21 protein-coding genes and 1 pseudogene are annotated in these 23,865 nt (G+C 45.8%); 6 read left to right on the top strand and 16 right to left on the bottom strand.

What is annotated here, in order from left to right:
- Positions 1-205: 205 nt before the first annotated feature.
- The 10 genes from B4V02_RS01770 to B4V02_RS01725 all read right to left on the bottom strand — a co-directional run bounded on the left by B4V02_RS01770 (position 206) and on the right by B4V02_RS01725 (position 12,132).
- Positions 206-1,567 carry an FAD-dependent oxidoreductase gene (locus B4V02_RS01770; RefSeq protein ID WP_094153557.1) on the bottom strand — a complete coding sequence of 454 codons (1,362 nt, stop codon included), beginning with the start codon at positions 1,565-1,567 and terminating at the stop codon, positions 206-208.
- Between the two features lie 388 nt (positions 1,568-1,955).
- The gene (locus B4V02_RS01765) at positions 1,956-2,432 is read right to left on the bottom strand and encodes a glutathione peroxidase (protein ID WP_094153556.1); all 477 of its coding nucleotides are present in this window, start codon (positions 2,430-2,432) and stop codon (positions 1,956-1,958) included.
- A gap of 92 nt (positions 2,433-2,524) precedes the next feature.
- Positions 2,525-3,328 carry a (2Fe-2S)-binding protein gene (locus B4V02_RS01760; RefSeq protein WP_094153555.1) on the bottom strand — a complete coding sequence of 268 codons (804 nt, stop codon included), beginning with the start codon at positions 3,326-3,328 and terminating at the stop codon, positions 2,525-2,527.
- 12 nt (positions 3,329-3,340) lie between these two features.
- The gene (locus B4V02_RS01755) at positions 3,341-4,234 is read right to left on the bottom strand and encodes an ABC transporter ATP-binding protein (RefSeq protein WP_094153554.1); all 894 of its coding nucleotides are present in this window, start codon (positions 4,232-4,234) and stop codon (positions 3,341-3,343) included.
- 413 nt (positions 4,235-4,647) lie between these two features.
- Positions 4,648-5,331, bottom strand: a complete 684-nt coding sequence (locus B4V02_RS01750; RefSeq protein ID WP_094153553.1) for a hypothetical protein — start codon at positions 5,329-5,331, stop codon at positions 4,648-4,650.
- A 453-nt stretch (positions 5,332-5,784) separates the two neighbouring features.
- Positions 5,785-6,804, bottom strand: a complete 1,020-nt coding sequence (locus tag B4V02_RS01745; RefSeq protein ID WP_094153552.1) for an LLM class flavin-dependent oxidoreductase — start codon at positions 6,802-6,804, stop codon at positions 5,785-5,787.
- A gap of 130 nt (positions 6,805-6,934) precedes the next feature.
- Positions 6,935-8,098 (bottom strand): AI-2E family transporter, encoded by a 1,164-nt coding sequence (locus B4V02_RS01740; protein ID WP_094153551.1) that lies wholly within the window; start codon positions 8,096-8,098, stop codon positions 6,935-6,937.
- 153 nt (positions 8,099-8,251) lie between these two features.
- Positions 8,252-9,265, bottom strand: a complete 1,014-nt coding sequence (locus tag B4V02_RS01735) for an LCP family protein (RefSeq protein WP_094153550.1) — start codon at positions 9,263-9,265, stop codon at positions 8,252-8,254.
- Between the two features lie 137 nt (positions 9,266-9,402).
- Entirely contained in the window at positions 9,403-10,347 is a 945-nt protein-coding gene (locus B4V02_RS01730; RefSeq protein ID WP_094156921.1) for a cation diffusion facilitator family transporter, read from the bottom strand.
- Positions 10,348-10,557: 210 nt separating this feature from the next.
- Positions 10,558-12,132 carry a DEAD/DEAH box helicase gene (locus B4V02_RS01725; protein WP_094153549.1) on the bottom strand — a complete coding sequence of 525 codons (1,575 nt, stop codon included), beginning with the start codon at positions 12,130-12,132 and terminating at the stop codon, positions 10,558-10,560.
- A gap of 393 nt (positions 12,133-12,525) precedes the next feature.
- On the opposite strand from B4V02_RS01725, the gene B4V02_RS01720 reads away from it, so the two are divergent.
- The 3 genes from B4V02_RS01720 to B4V02_RS01710 all read left to right on the top strand — a co-directional run bounded on the left by B4V02_RS01720 (position 12,526) and on the right by B4V02_RS01710 (position 14,713).
- Positions 12,526-13,170, top strand: coding sequence for an immunity 50 family protein (locus B4V02_RS01720; RefSeq protein ID WP_094153548.1), 645 nt, complete (start codon positions 12,526-12,528; stop codon positions 13,168-13,170).
- A gap of 264 nt (positions 13,171-13,434) precedes the next feature.
- Positions 13,435-14,064, top strand: a complete 630-nt coding sequence (locus tag B4V02_RS01715) for a hypothetical protein (RefSeq protein WP_007432807.1) — start codon at positions 13,435-13,437, stop codon at positions 14,062-14,064.
- Positions 14,065-14,152: 88 nt separating this feature from the next.
- A complete protein-coding gene (locus B4V02_RS01710; protein ID WP_094153547.1) occupies positions 14,153-14,713 on the top strand; it encodes a hypothetical protein in 561 nt (186 codons plus the stop codon).
- A 104-nt stretch (positions 14,714-14,817) separates the two neighbouring features.
- Here the strand turns inward: B4V02_RS01710 and brnQ are convergent, their stop codons facing one another.
- The 3 genes from brnQ to B4V02_RS01695 all read right to left on the bottom strand — a co-directional run bounded on the left by brnQ (position 14,818) and on the right by B4V02_RS01695 (position 18,713).
- The gene (gene brnQ, locus B4V02_RS01705; protein WP_094153546.1) at positions 14,818-16,152 is read right to left on the bottom strand and encodes a branched-chain amino acid transport system II carrier protein; all 1,335 of its coding nucleotides are present in this window, start codon (positions 16,150-16,152) and stop codon (positions 14,818-14,820) included.
- Between the two features lie 430 nt (positions 16,153-16,582).
- Entirely contained in the window at positions 16,583-17,197 is a 615-nt protein-coding gene (locus tag B4V02_RS01700) for a TetR/AcrR family transcriptional regulator (RefSeq protein WP_094153545.1), read from the bottom strand.
- Positions 17,169-18,713, bottom strand: a complete 1,545-nt coding sequence (locus B4V02_RS01695; protein WP_094153544.1) for a phytoene desaturase family protein — start codon at positions 18,711-18,713, stop codon at positions 17,169-17,171. The genes B4V02_RS01700 and B4V02_RS01695 overlap by 29 nt, the downstream gene beginning before the upstream one ends.
- Positions 18,714-19,087: 374 nt before the next feature.
- Between B4V02_RS01695 and B4V02_RS01690 the strand changes: the two genes are divergently transcribed.
- Entirely contained in the window at positions 19,088-20,323 is a 1,236-nt protein-coding gene (locus B4V02_RS01690) for a PHB depolymerase family esterase (RefSeq protein ID WP_094153543.1), read from the top strand.
- A gap of 205 nt (positions 20,324-20,528) precedes the next feature.
- Here B4V02_RS01690 and B4V02_RS01685 read toward each other — a convergent pair whose 3' ends face one another.
- Together B4V02_RS01685 and B4V02_RS01680 are read right to left on the bottom strand one after the other, a co-directional pair.
- Positions 20,529-21,353 carry an oxidoreductase gene (locus B4V02_RS01685; RefSeq protein WP_094153542.1) on the bottom strand — a complete coding sequence of 275 codons (825 nt, stop codon included), beginning with the start codon at positions 21,351-21,353 and terminating at the stop codon, positions 20,529-20,531.
- An 81-nt stretch (positions 21,354-21,434) separates the two neighbouring features.
- On the bottom strand, positions 21,435-21,995 hold the full coding sequence (locus tag B4V02_RS01680) for a sugar O-acetyltransferase (protein WP_198286474.1): 561 nt from the start codon (positions 21,993-21,995) through the stop codon (positions 21,435-21,437).
- Positions 21,996-22,149: 154 nt separating this feature from the next.
- On the opposite strand from B4V02_RS01680, the gene B4V02_RS01675 reads away from it, so the two are divergent.
- A complete protein-coding gene (locus B4V02_RS01675) occupies positions 22,150-22,560 on the top strand; it encodes a MerR family transcriptional regulator (RefSeq protein ID WP_007432815.1) in 411 nt (136 codons plus the stop codon).
- Positions 22,561-22,602: 42 nt separating this feature from the next.
- Positions 22,603-22,914 (top strand): annotated as a pseudogene (locus B4V02_RS27165) (transposase); the annotation flags it as partial.
- Between the two features lie 283 nt (positions 22,915-23,197).
- Here the strand turns inward: B4V02_RS27165 and modB are convergent.
- Positions 23,198-23,863 carry a molybdate ABC transporter permease subunit gene (gene modB / locus B4V02_RS01665; RefSeq protein ID WP_007432816.1) on the bottom strand — a complete coding sequence of 222 codons (666 nt, stop codon included), beginning with the start codon at positions 23,861-23,863 and terminating at the stop codon, positions 23,198-23,200.
- Positions 23,864-23,865: the final 2 nt, after the last annotated feature.

The raw sequence follows: 23,865 nt of genomic DNA, 5'->3' as shown, positions 1-23,865 counted from the left end.
ATTATATTCTTCCTTTTCAACTGCTCCCAAGAACCAAAGAACTCCACCGAGACCGATTGCCGCCACAACTACAAGAAAAAGGATATAAAACAAACCCATTATCTACTCCCCCTAATCCTTATGCTCTCTATATTGTACTATAAGGATTCGTTCATACGTCGCAGATTGTTGACAAACTTATGAACAATGTCACAGACAAATCGAATTATACGGTAACTGGTTTTCGTTCAGTTAGCGAAGGCAATGCTTGCAATCCGGCTGCATTCAGGAAATTCCAAGGCTTGTTATAATGCGGCTGGAAGAAGAAATCGACAAAGGCCAGTTGGTCAATGGTCATATGATTTTGAATGGCCACAGATAGAGTGTTAATGGATTGTGTCAAATCCACCTTCGACATAATTTGAGCCCCAACAATTCTCCGTGTCTCCCGCTCATATACAACTTTCAGCAGCACCTTTTCAGAGGTTGGCATAAATTCAGGGCGATAGCTGTCCTCAATGGTTACAGCCTCGACACTCATTCCTTCGTCTACTGCCGCCGCTTCCGTCAGACCCGTTCCTGCAATATTGTCTTCATAAATTTTAATACCCGAGGTTCCTTGAGTTCCCATGTAGGCAATTGTCGGCTGTACCAGATTGCGTGCCACCAGCGTACCCATACGAACCGCGTTCGTCGCCAGTGGGATATAAGCCGTTTTGCCTGTTGGGTTGTAGCGAATTGCACAGCTGTCGCCTGCTGCAAACACGTCCGGGCAGCTGCTTTGCATATAATTGTCCACGATGATTGCACCGTTCGGCAGCATATCCACCTGACCTTTGAGCAAGTCTGTTTGAGGACGGAAGCCAATGCAGAGAATAACAAGCTCTGTTTCGTATTCTCCTTGGGAGGTCACGACTTTGCTCACCTTGCCATTCGTTCCCTCAAATCGACTCACGGTTTCACCCAGTACCAGCTTGATGCCGTGTTCTTTCAGAGAATTTTCAATCCGGTCTGTATACTCGTGGTCCAAATATTTATTCAATATACGATCAGCGCTGTCGATCAGCGTTACGTTTTTACCGTTCATTTGGAAAGCTTCCACCAGCTCAACACCGATGTATCCGGCTCCGACAACTGTGATGTTCTGCACGTGCTTGGCTTTCTCAATAATTTCGTTCGAATGATTATAGTTTTTACAGAGCAAAATATGATCAAGCTCAATGCCTTCCAGCTTCGGAATAATAGGCCAAGAGCCTGTCGTCACAATCAATTTATCAAATGTGTCCGTAAATTCTTCACCTGTTTGGAGATTACGTGCACGCAGCGTTTTGCTGGCTGTATCTACACTCGTCACATCATGAAGCATCTTGGTCACTACACCCATGTCAGCCAGCTGATCCGGGGATGAATAAAACAATCCGTGCGGATCCTTGACGACACCACCTACATACAGTGCAATACCACAAGATAAAAACGAAATATTATCATTGCGCTCGTAAACGGTAATTTCGGCATCTGGATAACATTTGGCTGTGTTGACAATTGCTGCCGTGCCTGCGTGTGTACATCCGATAACTGCTACTTTCATGTTGAATTCCTCCTTGGTGTGTGGGCATAATTGTATAATTATTGTGAATTGTTTCACGTTATCAGGTTGCCTTTTGTGATTTATTTCACTTCATGCACTCATTATAATGTGATCTTTTTCACATTACAATAGCTTTTTATGATATTCACAATTTGTCCACAATTAAAAAACAAGGATAGACAAAGCCTGTCATTTGATAAACGTCTCTTTTGCTTCATGTAGTTTTCCCTGTATGACTCTGATTATGCCCTTCAACCAGACTTTCAAAGAAGCAGCGGCCATCCAGCGAATGTGAAATACAGACAGCAAAAAAAGGCCCGTTTCCCGGAGAAATGCCGGAAATCAGACCCTTTTTTTAGACATATACTTTGGAATTAAAGCAAAGCTATCATAGCAATTGCTCAATGACCGTCTTCATGGCCTCTGGTGATTCCTTAGGCTCAAACCGGGCCACAGGCACGCCCTCACGGTTCACTATGAATTTCGTAAAATTCCATTGAATCGTACCATCTTCCTGCTCTCCAGGCTGCTGCTTCTTCAAATATTCAAACAGAGGCGCTGTATCTGGACCGTTGACATCCACTTTGGCGAATACCGGAAACGTAACTCCGTAATTCAGTTGGCAAAATTCAGCCGCTTCCTCGCTGCTGCCCGGCTCCTGACCGCCAAATTGGTTACAAGGGAAGCCTAATACAACCAAGCCCTGATCTTTATATTCGTCATAAAGCTTTTGCAGCTCCCCATATTGCGGAGTAAGTCCGCATTTGCTGGCAGTATTCGCAATAACCAGCACCTTGCCGGTGTAGGTGTCCAAAGGAACCTCCTGATTCGCTGGTGTAACGGCATGATGAGAATAGACAGACATACAGCATCCTCCTTAGTATCGCGTGGTTTAGGTTTCATAACCTATTTTACCCAAAACGTAACGGACATGCCAACATCCTATCCTCATAGGGCTTACCGTGATGTCAACACTTCGCGTCTACGCTCTTCACGCTCCGAAGCCGACATTCTTGGACAAGCATAACAATACCGCTGGCCTCCACCTGTCTTGTAATATTGGCAGCAGGACGGTTTCATGTACGTATTTTCACCGGGGCGGTAAGGATTGTCCAGTTCAACGAGACGAACGGTAAACGGGTTTCTTTTACGTCCGAATACCTCTCCCTCCAGCTCCCGCGTCACATAATCAAAATCTTGTTCAAAACGCTTCACATCCTGCGAATCGGTCAACATGGGCTGTATTCTGTCCTTAAAATACAACAAAGTCAACGGAATTTGTCCCCACATCTGTCCCATGGATACGCCTCCTGCCGCAGCCAATGCCTCCAATATGGGCCGCAGCTGCAAGCTGTAAAAGTCACGAAGCGCTTGCTGCGCTTGTTCGGATGAATGTTTCTCTCCGTCCTGTCGCGCATTATCCAGCTCTGTTGGGTCGATGACCTGCAAGCTAATAGAAGGGGAATTTCCTTCACAACAAATATGGATTCTGAGATTGGAAATGGACAGATCTAGCCTACGTTCACACAAGGACACCATAAAATGCTGGGCAAACACAAGACCACGCAACTGGTTCACCAAATACACAGCTGCGGTCAAAAGGTCTTCAGCTTGCAGAAGCTCACCATAATACTCCAATACTGAACGAGCCTTCTCCGGTTCAAGCCATTCTGCCACTGGCCCGGAATACACTGCATCTGCCGGCGTGTCTGTCACTATTTTCGCCAATTGCTCCAGCTGATCGTAATCCAGTGGTCTCATCTTGTGTCCCCTTTAGCCTCTTGCTGCAACCTTTGGTCTAGCTTCACGTCGCTCTCCAACAGAACCCGCCGACTGCTTCTCTTCCAAATTCATGTCCTTCACAGCCTGGCTTACCGTTGGCTGTCCAGCCAGAGCATACGGAAGACAGAGCGGTACACCCGTACGGGGGTCTGTTACGATATCCGCTTCAATGCCAAATACCTCACGCAGCACATCTGGGGACATAACCTCGGTTGGAGCTCCTACCGCCTCGGCCTTCCCTTTTTTGATCGCAATCATATGCTGAGCATACCGGGCCGCATGGTTCAAATCATGAACGACCATAACAATGGTGCGTTCTGCCGAAGTATTCAAATACTCTAGCAAATGCAGCACTTCCAGTTGATGCGCCATATCTAAAAACGTAGTCGGCTCATCGAGAAATAAAATATCCGTATCCTGCGCGAGTGCCATAGCAATCCATGCACGCTGACGCTGACCGCCGGAAAGCTGATCAATCGGGCGGTCGTGGAACTCGCTCATTCCCGTTACCTGAATCGCCCACTCTACCATTTTGCGGTCGTCGGCTTTCATGGAGCCAAAACCTTTTTGATAGGGAAAACGTCCGTAAGATACCAGTTCCGTCACGGTCAATCCTTCCGGTGCAGTCGGATTTTGCGGCAAAATAGCCAACTGCTTAGCCACCTCCCGGGTGGATTGCTTATGAATGGATTTACCGTCAAGCAGAACACTACCGCCTTTAGGATTCATGATGCGAGCCATCGTTTTCAGAATAGTGGACTTGCCGGAGCCATTTGCGCCCACCAATGCGGTGATTTTCCCTTGCGGTATTTCCACGTTCAGATCCTCTACAATCAACCGATCTTCATAAGCAATATCCAGATTTGCCGTTTTCAGACGAAACATTTGGAATCATCCCTTTCCCTTATCCAATATATAGCCACGGGCTTAACGCACGACATTCATCAAAACTTCATTCTATCTTTATATAATAAAGATATTGATAATCATTATCAAGTGTTAAGTGGCATATTCCCTTTAACATACGATTCAGATCACTAAATATGCCCTTAAAATAAGTGAATTTGAGGTTACATCTTTCAGTTAAAACCAATTTCCTCATAATTTAACTCCAATACTCAAATCTGCATCCTGAATATGTTGCATGTTTAAAGGCCTATTTGACTAATCACCCAATGAAGAATGTACTTTGGCACCTCACTTCTCCTTAATTGTCCTTTTAAGAGCTTTCGTCATAAAACAGGAGCCGCGCTGATCGCAACGGCTCCTGCTTTATTTCAATACATCTAATCTAATAATTAATGTTTATCAACTCTAAAGGCAACCCCAACAGGTTTAGACACCATCACATAACCTAAGAAGGAATCCCCCCACGGGTATGGATCATAAACTCCTAGTCTATGTTTCTCGTATCGTGGAAAAGCACTAATAACCCATCTTTCTCCCTTAGGAACTTTCACAGAGTATTCATCAGATAGCGAAAAACCCTGACTCAGACTAAATCCCATGCTGGCTTCTATTGCTTCAGCAGAACCCGAAATCGATCCCTCTACTTGGGCTGTGATTGAAGATGATACTGTAAGTTTTGCATCGCCAGGTCCATAATAAGTACTTACACGAAGTGCATTATTAGTATCAACCCAATAACCTTTATTTTCGTTAGTTTTAACGATTGGACCAATCCCCCATGACTGTGGGCTAACAATATCTTTTTTACCTTTTTCTTGCGTTAGATTATCATAATTGACATAATAGTAATAAACATCCTCCCCAACATTACTACTTGAGCCTGTATATTTGTATACTTGCCCATGGGTAGATGTTATTTCGTCCGTTTTTTCCCAGTTCCCTATTTCGGCTTGTATACTAGAAGATAACGGATTTGGTGCTTCACTTGCAGAAGCAAGGGCACCGTATGGGAGTAATAGCGCAGTCATTGCTGCCAATATTGCGGTTTTTGTCATTACTTTGAATGGTTTCATATTTTCTTAATTCTCCTTTTCCAAAAATAATTTTAGGGTGGTTGTCATTATGAGTAAATTCGAAAAAAAACTAATTAAGTATTTGTCGTACGGATTTGTGGTAGGTATATATTATTCCTTCATCAAAGGCCCAACACACTCATCTACAGTGAATGGTACAACTAAGTTCTTTACGTTACCTGCATCTGATTTTATTTTTGGTGCATTATCAACCTCATTTCTAGTAAGTCTTATTTTTGGATTTTTGTATTTTTTAGTGTTTTTGGCCAATAGAAGGAATAAATAAATTTTACCTCTATATTCCTAACTTGTTTATTACCTGTTTTTATCATTTTTTATACGTATACTTCCAAATGCAAAGAAGCCGTGCTGGTCGCAACGGCTCTCTTTTACTTTATTTCCCCTGAAGTTTTATATAGAGCCCCAGTTCTCTCCGGCTCCCGCCTAATGGCATCAAGACTGTACAGAAGACAGCCCAAATGCTTCAGCCATAAGACGTATCGACTTCAGCTTGGCGTCAAAATCGTGAATGATGCTCGCGACCATGACCTCTTGTGCATGATAGTCCTTGCTTAATTGCTCAATTTGACGCTTTACCTGATCGGGCGAACCAACCACCATACGCTTGCGATTTTCGCGAATACGCATCCGATCATATGGGGTATATGGATACACCAAGGCCTTTTCGACGGAAGGTGTTCCAGCCGAGCGCATGCCCTGCTCCAGCAGCACCAGGGACAAGTCCATGCTGGAAGCCAAACGGTTCGCTTCCTCTTCCGTATCCGCACAGATCGCAAATATAGCGACAAGTGAACGCGGCTGGTCACTATGCCGGGAAGGCTGGAAGCTCTCCTGATATCCCTTCATAGCTCCGGTGCCGCCTTCCCCGTTAATAAACTGGGCAAACGCAAAGCCCACGCCACGCTCGGCGGCCAGACCTGCACTATCACCGCTGGAGCCAAGCAGCCACATTTCCGGTGCTGTCTCTACGAGTGGCATCGCTTGTAAAGAGCCAAAGCGATGCTGGTTGCCTGTGCTGTCATGCAAATAGGCTAGCAGATCATCCAACTGCTCAGGGTACAGATCAACGCCGCCCCTCATTTTTCCTTCCTGCAAGGCTCTGGTAGCAATCGGCATCCCTCCCGGCGCTCGTCCGAGACCCAAATCAATGCGTCCCGGATACAGGCCCTCCAGTACCCGAAAATTTTCCGCTACTTTATAAGCACTGTAATGCGGTAGCATCACACCGCCCGATCCCACTCGAATCGTCCGGGTACGAGCGGCCAGATGCGAGATCAATACCTCCGGGCTGGAGCCAGCAAGATTAGAGGCAGCATGGTGCTCTGACACCCAAAAGCGATGATAACCCAAGCGCTCCGCCTCTATAGCAAGCTCAGCGGTCTTTTGTAATGCTTGCGCATGCGTCATGCCTTCCGATACCGGAGATTGGTCAAGAATGCTGAGTTTTATCATAAAAGTCTGACCTTTCTGTTGTGGAATAAGAATAGGCATTAATTATAGCACGCGAAGCCACAGTTACCCAAGAGGGATCAACATCGATTTCATACCGCAAAATATATTTTGGACTAAAAATTGGAAATATCTACTTTTCGTAGAGACTCGACTTCACTTGATCTGCTTCATAAAGATGCGAGCGCTTTTTAAAGAAACTGAACAGATGTGTAACGATTACTTTCAAGACCGCATAGCCTGGAACCGCCAGAATGATCCCTACTATGCCAAACAAATTGCCTGCTGTCAAAATAACAAAGATGATCGTGATCGGATGTACTCGAAGAGATTTGCCCATAATTTGCGGAGAAATAAATTTACCTTCAACGAGCTGAACAACCGTCCATACAATAACCATCTTGAGCAGCATTACCGGAGAGGTGACCAGAGCTACAATTAATGCAGGCGTAATGGCAATTACAGGCCCCAAGTAGGGAACAACGCTCGTAAAGGATGCAATGACTGCCAGCGTCAGAGAGTAGTCCAGCCCAATGATCAGATAACCGATATACAGCAGCGCCCCGATACAGAAGCTAACAATAATTTGTCCACGAATATACGAGCTGACCTGATGGTTCATTTCGGTCATAATGCGATCTGTCTCTTTACGAAACATTGGCGGGAACATCTTCAGGACCGACTGTGGCAGCTTGCGTCCATCTTTCAGCAAATAGAACAAAATAAATGGAACCGTAGCAATCGCAAGCACGGTTTCCGTGACTACTCCTACAAAGTTCCCTACACCTGTCCAGGCATTATTAATGAAGGCAGATAACTTTTCAGAAGCTTTGGAGGCCAGTTCAGACGGATTGATTTGAACCGTGTTCAGGAACTGGTTCACAAAGTCACTGCCAATTAATTTTTCAAACTGCACTTGTACTTGCTGGCTATATGCAGGCACATTTTGGATAAGGCCCTGTATTTGATCACGGATCACAGGTATCACCGATGTAATCACAACAGCAATAATCCCTATGATGAGCAAATACAGCACAATAATGGAGTAGATTCGCTTTACCTTATTGCGCTCCAGTACATCAATCAGTGGATTGAACAGATAGTACAGCACGCCGGACAAAATGACGGGAAGAATGATCGTTTTCAGCAGCACCATGACAGGGGTAAAAATGTATGAAATTTTGGTGAGCACCAGGATATTCAAGCCGATGAGCAGCAATACCAGCAGGAATAACACAAACTTGTTGTTCAAAAAGAACTTTTTGAATCGGTCTTTCCATGCCGGAGTCGTTTCCACATGACATTCTCCTTCTCTTAGGCAAATAAGTGTTCTATTTTCTTAATAGTTAAGATATATCTTTGCAACAAAATATACAAGTTTATACCCTCTATAAACACAAAAGCAAACAAAGCTGTACGAAAGCGTACGAACCTCGTTTGCTTTGGATGGTTATGGAGTATCATTTGTCGTGGTGACAGAATCTGTTGGCATGGCCGCAAGCTTGTTTTCCTGTTCAAAAAGATTTTGTATGAATCGCTTGAGCTTGCTTTCGTCCACCCCTAGTACCTGCGCCCCCTTGATTGTTTCCCCACGCACCAGCTCATTGGGTGGGATTTGCTGTTTGGCTATCGTTTTTGCGTCGATATTAAAACCTAATGAGGCCAGTTGCAGCATTTCCGTAGTACTCAGATTCGTTTCAATATAAGGAGAAATGCTATTTAAAATACTCGGTAGCTTAATCAATGACGAGGTCGACTGGATTTTGCCGCCCAGCTCGGTTATGAATTTACGCTGCCGTTCGGTCCGCGTAAAGTCGGAGGTTGCATCATGACGGAAGCGAACATATTGCAGGGCTGTTTTGCCGTCCATGTGCTGCATTCCCTTTTTCAGATCAATATCGAACTGGTGTTTATCCGCTTTGGACGTATAATGCATGTCTTTTTCAACATCTAAATCAATACCGCCCACAGCATCAACCAGCGCAATAAAGCCATTAAAATCAGTGTACACGTAGTATTGAATCGGTATGCCCAGCAGGTTGCTTACGGTCTGTCTGGTCAGATCCGGACCACCGTAGGAAAAGGCAGCATTCAATCGGCTTTTCCCATGTCCGGGAATATCGACGTACGTATCACGCAAAATCGACATCAGCGTAGCCTTCTTCGTGACTGGATCAACAGAAGCGACCATCACGGAGTCAGAGCGCCCTGAATCCTCCCCACGTGAATCGCCACCCAGCAGCAATATATTTACTCTCTCTGTTCCATCCCACTCCGGTGGGAGCGACACATCTACAGGTTGTACATTGGCTTGGCTTTCTGTTTGCGGATTGAATTTTGAATCCTGTCCGGAAGCGACCGAAATTTGATTCGTAAAATGATATATAGAGTAAGCATAATATCCACCCACTATAAGAACTACCGCAGCCACAGAAAGGCCTAACCATTTTAAAAATTTTCGCATATTTTCGGGTAACCTCGCTTTTATTCATCATTGTTCGGCTTTTAAAAGCATACCCTTCCTGCAAGTTGGCTGTCAATTAAGCCTATCTGTGCAAGCCTACCGAGAGGTCTGTCAAGTGGTCGTTGCTCGTGTGTCTGTTAAGACTTATTTCCAGGGTCTTTCTGCGTCAAGTTCTCAGCTTTGAGGTCGTCCGGATACCATGGATTCAAATGGACGAGCACCTCATACACTCTCGGTTCCTGCTTCATGACAGCCCGCTTGATCAGCCGGATAATATCGTGTCCCTGCTGAATCGTCAAAGTAGCATCCACTGAAGCGCGGATATCCACAATAATGTAATGGCCGTGTTCACGGGCACGGATACGGTCGATACGTTGAACCTCGGCTACACCAAGTGCGGCCGCGGCGTAGCTTTCGATTTCCTCAGGTGCAATGGCCTTCTCCATAAGTACGTCTATGGACTCACGGCCCATTTCCCACGCCAATTTCAGGACCAGCAATGCCACGACAAAGCCCGCAATCGGATCACCGTAGGATAAAATCGGAATACTCCAGTGCTCACCAATCAAACCGAGGCCGATCCCCAGCACAGCAGCCCCTGAGGCATACACATCAGCCAAATGATCCTTTGCCGTCGCAATGAGACCCTGACTATTCGCCGCTCTCCCGATACGAATCGTGTAAATATACAGCCACTGCTTCCAGAGCAGGGAGATGACTGCCGCCGCCAATGCTAATATATGCTCCTGCGGCATCGGCTCGAACAGCGCCGCAATGGAATGATAGCCGATGAATATGCCGGCCCCGAACAAGATGACTGCCACCACACTCGCACCGATCACTTCTGCCTTGCCGTGACCGTAAGGATGATCCTCATCCGGTGGCTGACTGGATATGCGCATCGCTCCCAACGCCGTTGCAGAGGCAATCACATCCCCGGCGTTATGCACACCGTCAGCCACCAGCACCTTACTGTTGAACATGAGTCCTGCAATGATTTTAATGCCGGTTAATAGGATGTTGCTAATCAGGCTGATCCATGCCGAGAACATGGCGCGCTTGCCCATATCCTGTTCCTGCATCATGTATAACCCCTCCATCATTTTCTTTAACAAGGTACTTCATTGCACGCGCTTCTGTTATTTCAAAGCAGCTCTGCTGCTTATTCCATCCTATGATACAGCCGCTTCAGATGGCATGAATGAAGATTACAATAGCCCCGGAAGATGAGCCTCTCCGGGGCTATTATGATAACCATAGCTGAGCATTCTATGAGAACGCTCCTGTATTATCTATCTGGACCGTCCACGACGGCCTCCCTGTCCTTGACCACCACGCGGACCGCCTTTGGCTTGTCCACCACGGCCTCCTTGCCCTCCGCGTGCGGAACCGCCGCTGCTGCGGTCGTATCCGCCGCGTTCGCTGCCTTGCCCTGCCGAGCGACCCCGGCCTCCGCGTGCGGAACCGCCGCTGCTGCGGTCGTATCCGCCACGGTCGCTGCTTTGCCCTGCCGAGCGACCCCGGCCTCCGCGTGCCGAACTGCCGCTGCTGCGGTCGTATCCGCCGCGTTCGCTGCTACTGCGGCTGGAGCGGCGCTCGCCGCCTGCACCGTCACGGCGGCCCGCCTGTTCACGGCCGCTGCCCCGGCGCCCGCCGCCGGAATCACCGCCGCCGAAGGAACGGCGGTCGTTTCTGCCCGAGCGGCGTTCTCCACCCTGCCGCTCAGATGTATCGGGAGCAGGTCTACGCTGCCCCCCGCCTTCACTGCTGGTGAATGTGACACCAGCCACCTTCTGGATGTTCCGAAGCTCTGGAACATCCCTCGGCGTGGCGAGCGTCACCGCCACACCTTTGCCTCCGGCACGGCCGGTACGCCCGATGCGGTGGATATAGCTTTCGGCATCCTGCGGCATATCATAGTTGAAGACATGTGTGACGCCTTCTACATCCAGGCCGCGTGCAGCAACATCGGTCGCTACGAGCAATTGAAGCTTCGCTTCACGGAACGCCTTCATCACCTGCTCACGCTTGTTCTGGGATAAATCTCCGTGAAGCTCACCGCTTGCGAAGCCCATCTCCTGCAGCTCCTCGTTCAGCTTGGCGGCACGGCGCTTCGTACGGCAAAAAATAACCGCCAAATACGGGCGGTCCGTATTCAGCATATCCACCAATGCCCGTTGCTTGCCTCGGTCTGTTGTTTGCACAACTACCTGACGGATTTGGCTTACCGGAACGGAAGAAGCAGATTTCACTTTGACATCTATCGGTTCATTCATATAGACACGAGCCAGCTTGCGGATGCCGGCTGGCATCGTTGCGGAGAAGAGCATCGTTTGTCTCCGATAAGGGACCTCCTGAAGAATCGTCTCTACATCGTTCAAAAAGCCCATGTGCAGCATTTGGTCAGCTTCATCCAGCACCAGCATTTTGACGCCGCCCAAATCCAGTGTGCCACGTCTCAGATGATCCAGCAGTCGTCCGGGTGTACCAATAATCAGTTGTGCGCCGCCTTTCAGCTTACGGAGCTGACGCTCTACATCCTGTCCTCCGTAAACAGCCAGTAATGATAAATTCGGCTCAATCGCCGCCAATCGTTTCGCTTCCTCCGTAATCTGGAGTGCCAGTTCACGCGTAGGCGCAATTACAAGTGCCTGCGGATAACGCTTTTCCAAATTCATTTTCTGTAAAATCGGCAGTAAAAACGCAAGCGTTTTACCTGTTCCTGTATGTGCCTCGGCAATAACATCCTGATCTTGCATCAACAGCGGAATCGATTCCTGCTGTACCGGGGTGGGCGCTGTAATTCCCTGCTCTTTCAAGACGTCTACCCAATGCTGCTCTACGCCTAATGCTGCAAAATTCTTCAAGTGGTATTCACTTCCCTTATCTGTATTCAATATGTGTCACGTAAAATAGGTTTCATGTGCCATATGACATCGATCGTTCCATAGTTCAGAATTCCCATTTTTGTATCGGAGCTCATTCTCCCCTTTTCAGGAAGGGAGCTTATCCGTTATCGTTGAATCTGTTCCTGTAACCAACATACGGCCGCAAGGCGGCTCAGGCCGTTCCATTTATGACTTTCCTAGTATACGCGAAGTTGAACAGGTTTCCAAACGATTTTAACGAACCATCCCAAAGTCAATGCAAAAGATGAATTCAATCTTCATGTCATATATTATGGTAAGAGAACGGGCAATTCATGAATAAAGGATGGATGTCCGTGGTTACACCAATACACCCTCAGGAGGTTGCAGCATATGCGTATTCAAGTTCAAAGCGTTAAAAAAACAAATAACGATTATCTTATTCAGTATCAAGCCGGAGGAGCGTTGCCGTTCGTTCCCCATGATATTGTTCTGATTCATGGCAAACAGTATTTTATTGGCACGATATTGAAGGTGGAGCCGGAACAGGCCCTTGTACGTATCAATCCACAATATGAAAACCAACTGACAGGCTCCATCGGGCTGGAGCTGGCCTTCTCTCCAACGGTTTCTATTCAGGGAGCGGATAGCATTGTAGAAAAACTGGGCTACTTTCCTCCCTTTCATTATGACCGAATTACGGCTGCCAATATGACGAAAGACCAGATTACACTAACGATTGAGCTATCCCCCGCTACCGTGCTGGTCCCCAAATCTCCGGATCTGGAGCCTTCGTCTGAGGCACCTGTCACCCCGGAGACTCCTGCCAAGGACGTTCCCCGTTACGCAGTAACTTTTACATTTCTGGAAACCAAAGAGCATGTATTAACTCCGGTAGAAGCAGAAAATATCATTTTGCAGCTTGATTTCCGTTATGAAGAAGCAGATATGGTCGTCGATATTGATGCATTATCAGGACTATCAGGCAGCTTTCTGTGCAGAGGCATCCGTGCGGAGATTGCGGAACTCAATGAATAGACAGGGGGCCCGCGAACTGCTGCTCACGCCTGATGAAGACTACGAGCTTGTTCGGAAGCAGATCTGGTGCTAGCTTTTGGAGCTAATTTCGTAGTGATGTATACATATTAATCAAGAAGCGGCCTTTGCACTGCTGTGCGCGCATAAAGATCAGCCTTTTGCACGACATGCCCTGGAGCAATTGCTGCAACATGAGGAATTCGGCGTATCGGCCAAACGGGAGCTGTCCACATAATCGACCATCAAAGGAGAATCACCCTACTTATGCGTGTAAAAATATTTATATTCATATTTATTATCGGAATTTTATGTGTGCCTGCCTATTTCATTATGAGAAGCTTTGGGTTATTTCAAGATGAGAAGGTGCTTGTACATTACAAGCTCGCCGTTGAGGTAAAGGGTAAAAAGTACGACGCCTGGCCTTTAATCAGCAGCTTTACCGCTATAGATAAAAAAGGAGACGATCGCCAGCTCTACTATCGGGTGGAGGACCCTGGCATAGAGTACCTGTTTCAGCTAGCCTATGGACAATATGAACTCAGACCCTCCAAGGAAAATCCTTTTCTGGATGGAGAAGTCCACTACACCATGGATCATCCCGAATATGTTCGTGAGGAAAAGCAGTATGAGAACGCAAATGACTACACGGTGTTAACCCATTTTTACAATCAACAGGAGCAAATGATCTACACCTACAACCCTGAAGCCAAACTCGACAAGGCATACGTTCGTTCCATCATCACCGCAGGGATGACTCGCACCACCGGTAGATCAAGTAGTACGGTGGAGGATAACTATATCAATATCAGCAAGCTATTCAAGGACAAGCTGGGAGTACATGTGAAGGTAGACGTGGATGAGGACAATAAAATCGTCACCCTGGCCATGACATGATCTCACAAACTTAGATTTATGGAGCAGTTCGATCGATTAAGAGACTTCTAACGAAGATTACTCAATGAGCAGAAGGAAGGGCTTACTGATGGCAGAAACACATGATCCTAAATGGGGACCCGCTTATTTGGAAGGATGGGTTGTACCCGAAAATCCGGAGGCATGGACCGAACAGGTATGGACAGGCAAACTCCGTTCACAGGCTGGACAAACGAAATTTCACATTTTTTATTATGGAGAGCTCATGGACGAGCTGATCACCGTAACCGAATTTGCACCGCAGCTCGTGATTGCAGAGGATGCAGCGACAGGCGAACAGATCGTGATTTTTGATGGAACCCGGCATGGTTACGATGCATTGTTGTGCGAAACATATACAGAGCAGCAGCAGAACCATCGTACTCCCCTGTTGCCTTATCTGGACGAAGATGGCGAGGATACCTTCGAGGTAAGCGTGACCGCTTTTTATAATGTTGATTGGGATGACGAGTTTTCAGACGATGTGGATGAGAATGGACAGCTGGAGCTGATCAACGGCGAACGATGCGATTTTGAAGAGGCGAAGCGAAACGGCTTTGATGCGATCAGTATTACGATTACCAGCGCTAAAGGTTTACAAACAGAGATCCTTCAGGAAGAACTGGCCTGACGATGATGTTCTAAAGAATCAAAAAAAAGCTGCGGCTACCGATTCTTCAGTAGATGCAGCTTTTTTATTTGGATTTGACATACAAGGCAGTTCAAAAGAAATCTCTACACTCTTTCTGCTACTTTTTTCTTCCGTAACATAACAAATATGTAGCCTCCTACTCCTCCTAAAACAGATGGAATTAACCACCCTAAACCTACATCATACAACGGAAGAAACTGGGTGAAAAAGTCATTAATTACTTTGATTTTTATTTCAGCAGCATTCAAGCCATCAAACAGACTAATGATAAAGGTTAATATCAAACTGCCTTGATATACTTCTGACTTTCCTTTAAATACGGGATGTAAAAACGTTAAAAATATTAGAGCAATAGTAATAGGATATATTGTCATTAATACTGGTATTGAAACCTTAATGAGCTGTGTTAAACCTATGTTGGCTACAAGGGTACTAAATACAGATAACATGACAGCTATTCTTTTATAAGAAATGTTCGGAAACAATCCATGGAAAAAGGTAGAGCAGGCAGTAATAAGCCCCACGCTTGTCGTTAAACACGCTACTGTAATCATTAAGCCTAATAGAATTGAACCGTAAGATCCAAAATAATAGGATGAAGCCTTAGCTAACACCTCAGCCCCATTTTCTAAAACCCCCAATTTTTCAACGCTGGAAGCTCCCATATATGAAAGAGACGTATAGATAAAAGCCAAGAGTATAACCGCAACAGTTATTGCCTTGACACAAATGATCATCAACTCTTTTTTAGTAGTAACTCCTCTTTCCTTAATGGCATCCACAATGATAATGCCAAAAATAAAGGCTGCAAGAGCATCCAATGTTAAATAACCCTCCTGGAAGCCTTTGAAAAAGACATGTGATGTATAACCCTCAACAGGTTCTTGAAATTTTCCAATCGGGTGAATAAGAGCTACTATTACAAGTAATCCAATGAATGTCAATTTAATGGGCGTTAAAACCTTGCCGATTACATCAATAATTTTTGTGGGGTTAAGTGATAACAAGCATGCAACCGCAAAAAAAAGGATCGTAAATACAAAAAGTGCCACAGGATTTGCATTGTTTGAAAAAAACGGTTTTACTCCGATTTCAAATGACACGCTACCGGTTCTAGGCATAGCGAAAAAAGGGCCGATGGCTAGATAAAGAATCGTTGTAAAGACATTACCGAATACGGGATGTACACGACTCGCTAAAGATTGCAAATTGCTTTTACCCGAAAACGCAAAGGCTGCGACGGCTAGCAAGGGTAAGCCAACTCCGGTAACCAGGAAACCCGCATTGGCTATCCATACATTCTTTCCGGCCATTTGACCAAGCATAGATGGAAAGATTAGATTCCCTGCGCCAAAAAATAAGGCAAATAGCATTGATCCTATAATGATAATAAAAGACAAAGAAACGTTTTTCGACATAATAAATCCTCCAACCATGAAATCACATGTAATAGGGCCTAGTTATAATCCATTCCTGTAATTGCTGAAATGCACGCTAATTTGCAGATAATCAATCAGGAGTCGAAAAATATAAACCCTACTCATTATATTTTTTCGTCTTCTAATATTCAATATATTACATAAAGATGTGTCAAAGGATGATGGGGTGCATCCGCAGTTGAAAACTATTCTTCGTTGAACATGTTTCGCACGATGAAGCTGGAGGATACGTATTCGCTGGATACCTGCTGCGAGCCTCCTTGCAGCACGTTGTGCCCAAAAAAGATAAACGCCGCATTGAGGCCGTACTTGAGCAGCTTGCAGATCTGGAGCTCGGTTAAACTTGTGGAACCGACATATGAGGACTCGCATGTACAGTGATATAAGGAGACGAGAGTTAGCCGCTTCGTCAGCGGCTCAGCCCTCGGAAAAAAGTATCTATAGTGAATGAAATCAATTCATCATTCGATCTTGTCACAGGAAGCTCAAAATTCAGGAGCAAGGAAGTCAATCCGTGCAGCATACTCCATACGGATCTGGCGATCAGGCGCTCATCTCCCTGAATGATGCTGCCTTCCTCCATAGCGGCTTGGAGTCCGGCTTCAAGCAACTCAAAGCCTTTAAAGCGGCCACTGTCAATAAGGCTGACCGGGCTTACGGACTCAAGGTCGCTGATGAACAGGATATTGTAATATTCCGGGTTGGCCATTCCAAAACGAACATAAGCATCAGATACCGTTTTCAGCCTATCCATGGCATTCAATCCCGCTGCCTCTGCTTCCTCCAGGCGCTGCTGGAGTGCCTGCAGAAACAAGGCATTTCCTTCTAGCAGCAGTTCACGCACAACAGCTTCCTTATTGGCAAAATAATGATAAATAGTCGTTGGTGAATATTCGATTTGATCCGCAATCTTGCGCATAGAGACTTCGGCGTACCCTTGGTTCAGGAACAGCGACCGGGCAGCCTCGATTATTTTTCGGCGGATCTCATTGCTTTCACGTTCTCGGCGTTTGATATGTTTCATGAGTAAATGTATTGTTCCTTTCTGCCTGCCCCAATTTGGCGGCGATACGATCAGCTTCCATTATACCCGAGCTCATAGACCCTTGAAACCCGCCCCCGGGCTGTGTCCAGGCTCCTACCAATGACAGACGATCCACAACGGATTTATGCTTCAGCCTTTTTATGCCTGACTGTCGGACCGTTTGCGCGTAACCATAGACAGCCCCGCCGGGATTGGCGGTATAGCGCTGCATCGTCCGCGGTGTGCCTAGCTCCGCCACCACCACTTTGCTGCCAAAACCCGGATACAGCTGTTCAAGGCGCTCCAATATCTGGCGTGTTACGGTTTCCTTTTTAGCTTTATATTCGGGACGTGTTGCAGGCCAGTTCTCCAATCTGTCCAAAAATGTAACTGCAATAACGCCTTTACCCGGTTCATTAAGTGTGGGGTCCATAGCGTTATAATTGGTAAGCATCCAGTTGCCTTTGGTATATTGGCCGCTCATCATGAATTCATAATCGGTCTCCGAATCCGGTACATCATTCAGAATTAAGTCTTCTTCGGTAATACCAAGCTCGTGAGGCTCGCATGATAGCCCGAGATACAACTGGGTAAGAGACGTCCCGGTCTCCAGCCTGCTGACAGCCTCCAGCTCACGACGGGCAGCAGCATGGTGCTCCAGCAGACGACCATAGGTATGGTGAGGACTGATCCCGGACACAATCCAATTAGCTTCATAGGCATCCCCTTTTTTCAGACGGACACCGACTGCTTTACCGCCTTCGAGCATAATTTCAGATACCTGACTACGCAGGTGTACCTCTCCACCGGCTGACTGAATCGCAGCCACCAGTGCATTGGATAAAGCCTGTGCGCCTCCTTGAATATAATACGTTCCCTCCAGATGATAGCCGATCCAGGGAGTAAAAAAGTACAAAGCCGAAAGCCGCTTCGGGGGCAAGCCATAATAAGGCCAAAGTGCGGTGAAAAATTCCGTAAATCGGTCAGACAGCCCAAACTGGCTTACAGCCTCCCAGGTGGTCATTTGCGTCCAGCGGAAGAAGGTTCCTGCTTTGAGCAGACCCGCTGCCTTACGCCAGCGACCGGGGGAAGAGGAAGAAAAGGCGGAGAAGCCTGCCCCAAAACGACGAATGCCTGCAAACAGCTTGTCGATAGCTGTCTGCTCAGCAGGGAACATGTCTTTGAGGAGCTGCACATAGTCCTGCATATCGGATGGGATATCAATGATCTGCCCTTCCCAACGAATCGAGTAAGGGTGCTTTTTGCGGAGAGGCACAATTCGCTGGTCCGCATTGCAGCCCTTTAACATCTGCCCGAAGCTCCCTTCCTCAAGTCCACCTACACCATGCAGAGATACATCAAAGGTATACCCCTTTCTTGTAAATTCAGTTGCAAACCCGCCAGCCAGCGTATGACTTTCAAAAACAGCGGTCCGGTAACCGAGCGCGGACAATCGCGCTGCACAGGACAAGCCTCCTAGTCCAGCGCCGATGACGATAACATCATATTTACTCATGGTTTCATCCCCTTTTTTAACATCGTTATTTTAATTAACACCGTTAACTCAAGAGGATTATATACCACAACATTCCTTTTGGGAAGAAGCTTTAGCTCCTTTTTATCATCCAGGATTTGGTCACTCCTTCGTTGCAAAAGTTGAATTTATTTAAAAAAACATCCAAAATTGTAGCGCTTTCACTTGTCAGATTTCAATGAAGATGCTATCCTTCAAGTGGGATTGTTACTGAAAAGGCAAAACCCGAGTACATTAGTGTTGTGTACCCGGAGTTTGCCTTTTTTTCATTTTATATGCATGCACCAAGATACAGACAAACATCCCAAACATGTAGTAAGCGCTTTCGAAAAATAACACCAAAGGAGATTAATCTCATGCAAAGAAGACGTTTCGCCCTTGTTCTACTATCTTTTGTGTTCCTGCTTACGATCTTTTACCCATCCTCCAGCTCTGCCGCAGCAGCAGCCGATGTTCCAGCGCCACAGGCTACCCTGCTTACTCAGGTACAGCCTCTGGGTGAGGTCGTATCTGCCGTTGTACTGAAATACAGCACCAATATTGACGGAGCATCCTTGTCCACTTCCAGCTTTCAGGTTCAATCTGTACTCAATGATGTATACACAGACAGAACCGTGACTGGTGTATATACCAATGATACCGGAGCCATCACCAACCGCAGTACCCATGGCAAATATGTCGTGATCGAGCTGGATACACAGGATAAAAATGCAAGCACCCTTACTTACGATGCAACAAGTGGTGTCAACCGCATCAATCCGTTGAATTATTACATTAGCCAAAAGAAAGATATTGCTACTCAAAAGAAAACAGTCGTTCCTGCTTCTGTGCAAACTGTAAAAGCAACTAATAAAGTGACACCCATTGTAGACGATTTCAAAAAAAACACCTTTGAAAATAAAAACGGCTACAAGCTGAACTACTTTACGTTTGAGCCTAAAGTAGAGCCTGGCAAAACCTACCCGCTGGTTGTATTCCTGCACGGAAACGGCGAACGCGGTGACGGAAACGGAGTCAACCTGCTGGCGAATGCCGGTGCTGTCACTTGGGCTTCTCCTGAGCAGCAAGCCAAACACCCATCCTTCGTAATCGCTCCACAAAGCCCGATTGACCTGGAGCATAAATTCATTTGGGCGGATGAGCCACGCAACAGCGTTGTAGCCGATTTGGTACGTGAAACGGCGTTAAAATATCCGATCGACACGAACCGAATCTATATCGTTGGTATTTCTCAAGGAGCTATGGGTACGTGGAGATTGCTGGAAAAAGATCTTGATCTGTTCGCCGCAGGTGTGCCGATTGCCGGTTTGACCAACTATGAAAAAGCCGTCAACATGTATGCGCCTGTTGATCCTAAACACGTCGAAGTACTGAAAAACGTTCCGATTTGGGCCTTCCATGCTGCAGACGATACTAGCGTAAGTCCTAAAAACTCGCAGGAAATGGTAGCTGCCATTAAAGCGCAAAACGGAAACCTCATTCATTTTACTGAATACGAGGCAGGAATGATCAAACCTGTAGGACACTTCTCCTGGGTTCCCGCTTTGCAAAATCAGGATATGATTGAATGGCTGTTTGCACAAAAGAAATAAATTTACAGGCCTGTTGATTAACCACTAAATGGTAGAAGAAGAGTCGTTCAGCAGAAAATAAAGAATTAGACTGAAAAATAAAGTGTTAGACTGACCTTGGTGTTAAGCTAACGGGCAGGTTAGTTTAAAAACAGCATTTAAAACTTGAAAAGTTAGCCTTATAGAAAAAGAAGCCTGAACTATGTTTCAGGCTTCTTCTACTGGTTTAAAAGTCAGCTCCTATGGAGACTGATTTCGAATCCTCAATTTGTTGTAGTAACTTGGTAAATTTATTGACAGCAATATGATATGCGTCAGAGCCGAGTAGTAAACGTTGTGGAGGATTGGGGGATTCTACAACGTTAATGATCGCACTCGCCAGCTTTTTTGGGTCTCCGGGTTCTTTTCCATGATTTACTCCATTCACAAAGTCGGAGACGAGAGGTTTATATTCCTCGATCGAAGATGTTGTTCTTGCTGCAGAACGGCCCGACCAATCCGTACGGAAACCACTTGGTTCGATCAAAGTAACGCGGATATTGAAAGGCTCTACTTCTTGAGCAAGCCCCTCAGAGACACCTTCAACTGCATATTTGGATGCGTTATAATAACCAACGCCAGGAGATGAAGCTAACCCGCCGATGGAGGAAATATTGATAATATGCCCAGAACGTTGGCTTCGCATTTGTGGTAAAACAGCATTCGTCATATGCATGAGGCCCCAAAAGTTGATTTCAAACATTTTGCGAGTTTCTTCTTCGACCGATTCTTCAACAGAGCCGAAATACCCAATACCCGCGTTGTTCACCAGAACGTCAATTCCACCAAACTTTTCTACTGCAGAAGTGAGGGCTTTTTCAATCTGATCGTTCTTAGTGACATCCAATTCAAGAGCTAAAGCATTTGGAGCATCGCCGACAAGATCAGAGATAGAATTAATATTTCGTGCAGTTACAACTACACTATATCCGGCTTTGATGGTTGCTTCCGCAAGCTCCCTGCCGAAACCAGTGGAGCATCCAGTAATAAACCAAACGTTTTTTTTGTTCATTTTGTTTTCTCCTTGTTTTAAATTTTTGATTACAAAGAGAACTATGAACGTTAGAGTAATATCTAAGTCAACTACTTATTTTTATGGTTCTAATTCCTTTATTAATTTAGCAGGAATTCCTCCAACAACACAGTTATCAGGAATGTCCTTTGTAACAACTGCCCCGGCAGCAATAACAACATTGTTTCCTATCGTGACTCCAGGAAGAATTACACAGTTGGCCCCAATCCATACGTCATTACCTATTTTCACGGGTTTTATTATCGACAGTTTTTCCCTTCTGCCTTTAACAGTCATAGGGTGGTTAACAGTAGAGATTGTGCTGTTCGGACCAATCATACAATAATCCCCAATTACAACTTCTCCAACATCAAGAATCGTAACGTTATAGTTGGAAAGGAAGTCCTCTCCCACATGGATGTTCTTTCCGACATCACAACGGAATGGCGCTTGCATATAAACATGGTTTTTACAAGAACCAAACAATTCTTTAATAGCTCTTTTCTGCTCTTCAAGATTTGAAGGATCTATCTCATTAAATTTATTACATAATCGAGTTGCATTCTCTTTTCTAGAAGCCACCTCGGGGTCAAGGAAACAAAATGGTTCACCAGCAAGAAGCTTTTCCATTTCTGATTTCAAATTTATACCTCCTATCAGTCATCTGTCGTGTAATATTAATACTTAGAGTAGACTCTAAGTCAATGGGAATTATGATGTGTGTAACATTTTGACTTAGAGATAACTCTAAGGTGTACTATTAACTAATATCTTCATTGCAGAGGGGGAGTATTCTTTGGGATACACAATCGGTGAAGTCGCCAATAAAATGGGGGTATCAGCCTATACATTACGCTTTTATGATAAGGAGGGGCTTTTACCCTTTGTTGATCGAAATAAATCGGGGAACAGGGACTTTAAAGAAAGTGATTTTGAATGGCTTGCTGTTATCACTTGTCTAAAAAACAGTGGGATGCCGGTAAAAAAAATCAGACAGTTTATTGATATGAGTATGGAGGGGGACGCTACATTACGACAAAGGCTCGAAGTATTTGAAAATCATAAAAAAACGGTTAATGATAAAATCTCTGAGCTCAATAAATACATGGAAAAAATAGATTATAAAATATGGTATTATCAAACGGCTATTGATGCTGGATCAGAAGCAATACATTCTCAGCAACCTTGTAAACTGGTTGAAGATTAACTAGAGAAGTATAGATCTTTCAGTTTAAGCAATTCAACTAACGGAGATGCTCGTCAATTTAGGAGTGCTAAACAGCTTGTTGCCTACGCAGGTCTTGATCCAAGTGTCTACAGTTCAGGTAAGTATACGGCCTCTAGAAATCGGATAACGAAGCGAGGATCCGAAAGACTTCGAAGAGCTCTATATTCAGCTGTTCAATGCGGACTACGTGGTGGAAAAAAATATCATATTAAGGGATTTAATATGATATGAAAAGAGGGCAAGCCCTACAAGGTGGTTGTGATTGCTTGCGCCAACAAGCTACTCCATCACGTTTACGCCATCCTTAAGAAAGACCAACCCTACCACATTTAATTCCCATAATTATCCATAATTCTTCACGCCAATGAAGGATTATTTGTTGTACTCAAAAAACAGTATATCAGTTTTTAAAATATTTTCCACACTGTAGCTTGACAACTATTAGCTGGTTTTCGAGTCCTAGTCTGCCGCTGTCTTCATTTTGCATGGTCAGTCTAATACTTAATTCTAGAAAGCTAACAGAATTTCACTTACAGGCTATATTACCTTTACTGCTTTCATCGACCTGCAGCGTCTTTATTGCCCTGCATTACACACATCATTACGCTTCATTTGCTCAAGTCTTCCTTCTTGCAACAAGCAGCATAATGAATGAAATTAAGACAATGGCAATCGTCCACGCCCAGGCCATCGTCTGATTCCCCGCATCGACAGCTACATAGATTGCCGTAGGCACCGTCTGTGTCTTATTCGGAATGTTCCCGGCAATCATCAGCGTCGCTCCAAACTCGCCAAGCGACCGTGCGAAGCCCAGTATCGCGGCGGTCAGCAGTGAAGGATAGGATAGCGGCAGCGTAATGTAGCGAAACACCTGCCATTCGCCAGCCCCTGCCGATCTGGCCGAGTCCTCCAGCGAGCGGTCCACCGCATCAAATGCCGTCTTCATTGTCTGATACACGAGCGGGAATGCCACCACGATAGACGCCAGCACCGCCGCCCACCAGGAGAAGATGACTGACGCGTGGAACAGCCATTCGATCCATTGCCCTAACCAGCTTCTGCGTCCCAGAATGACCAGTAGCAGGAACCCGACTACCGTCGGAGGCAGCACCAATGGAAGCATGAAGATGGTCTCCAGCACCAGCTTTCCACGTATGCGGCTTCGCTTTATCCAGCGGGCTGCCAGTACCCCCAGGACCAGTACGATCACACAGGACAGCGAAGCGACCTGCAGGGATAACTGTACCGGAGGCCAAAATTCCGCCCAGTTCACAGCAGTCAACG

Origin of the sequence: Paenibacillus kribbensis (assembly GCF_002240415.1) — a bacterium.
In the GTDB taxonomy this organism is placed as follows: Bacteria; Bacillota; Bacilli; order Paenibacillales; family Paenibacillaceae; genus Paenibacillus; species Paenibacillus kribbensis.
Note: the sequence above shows the minus strand (reverse complement) of the source record. Positions and strands in the feature narration are given on the sequence as shown.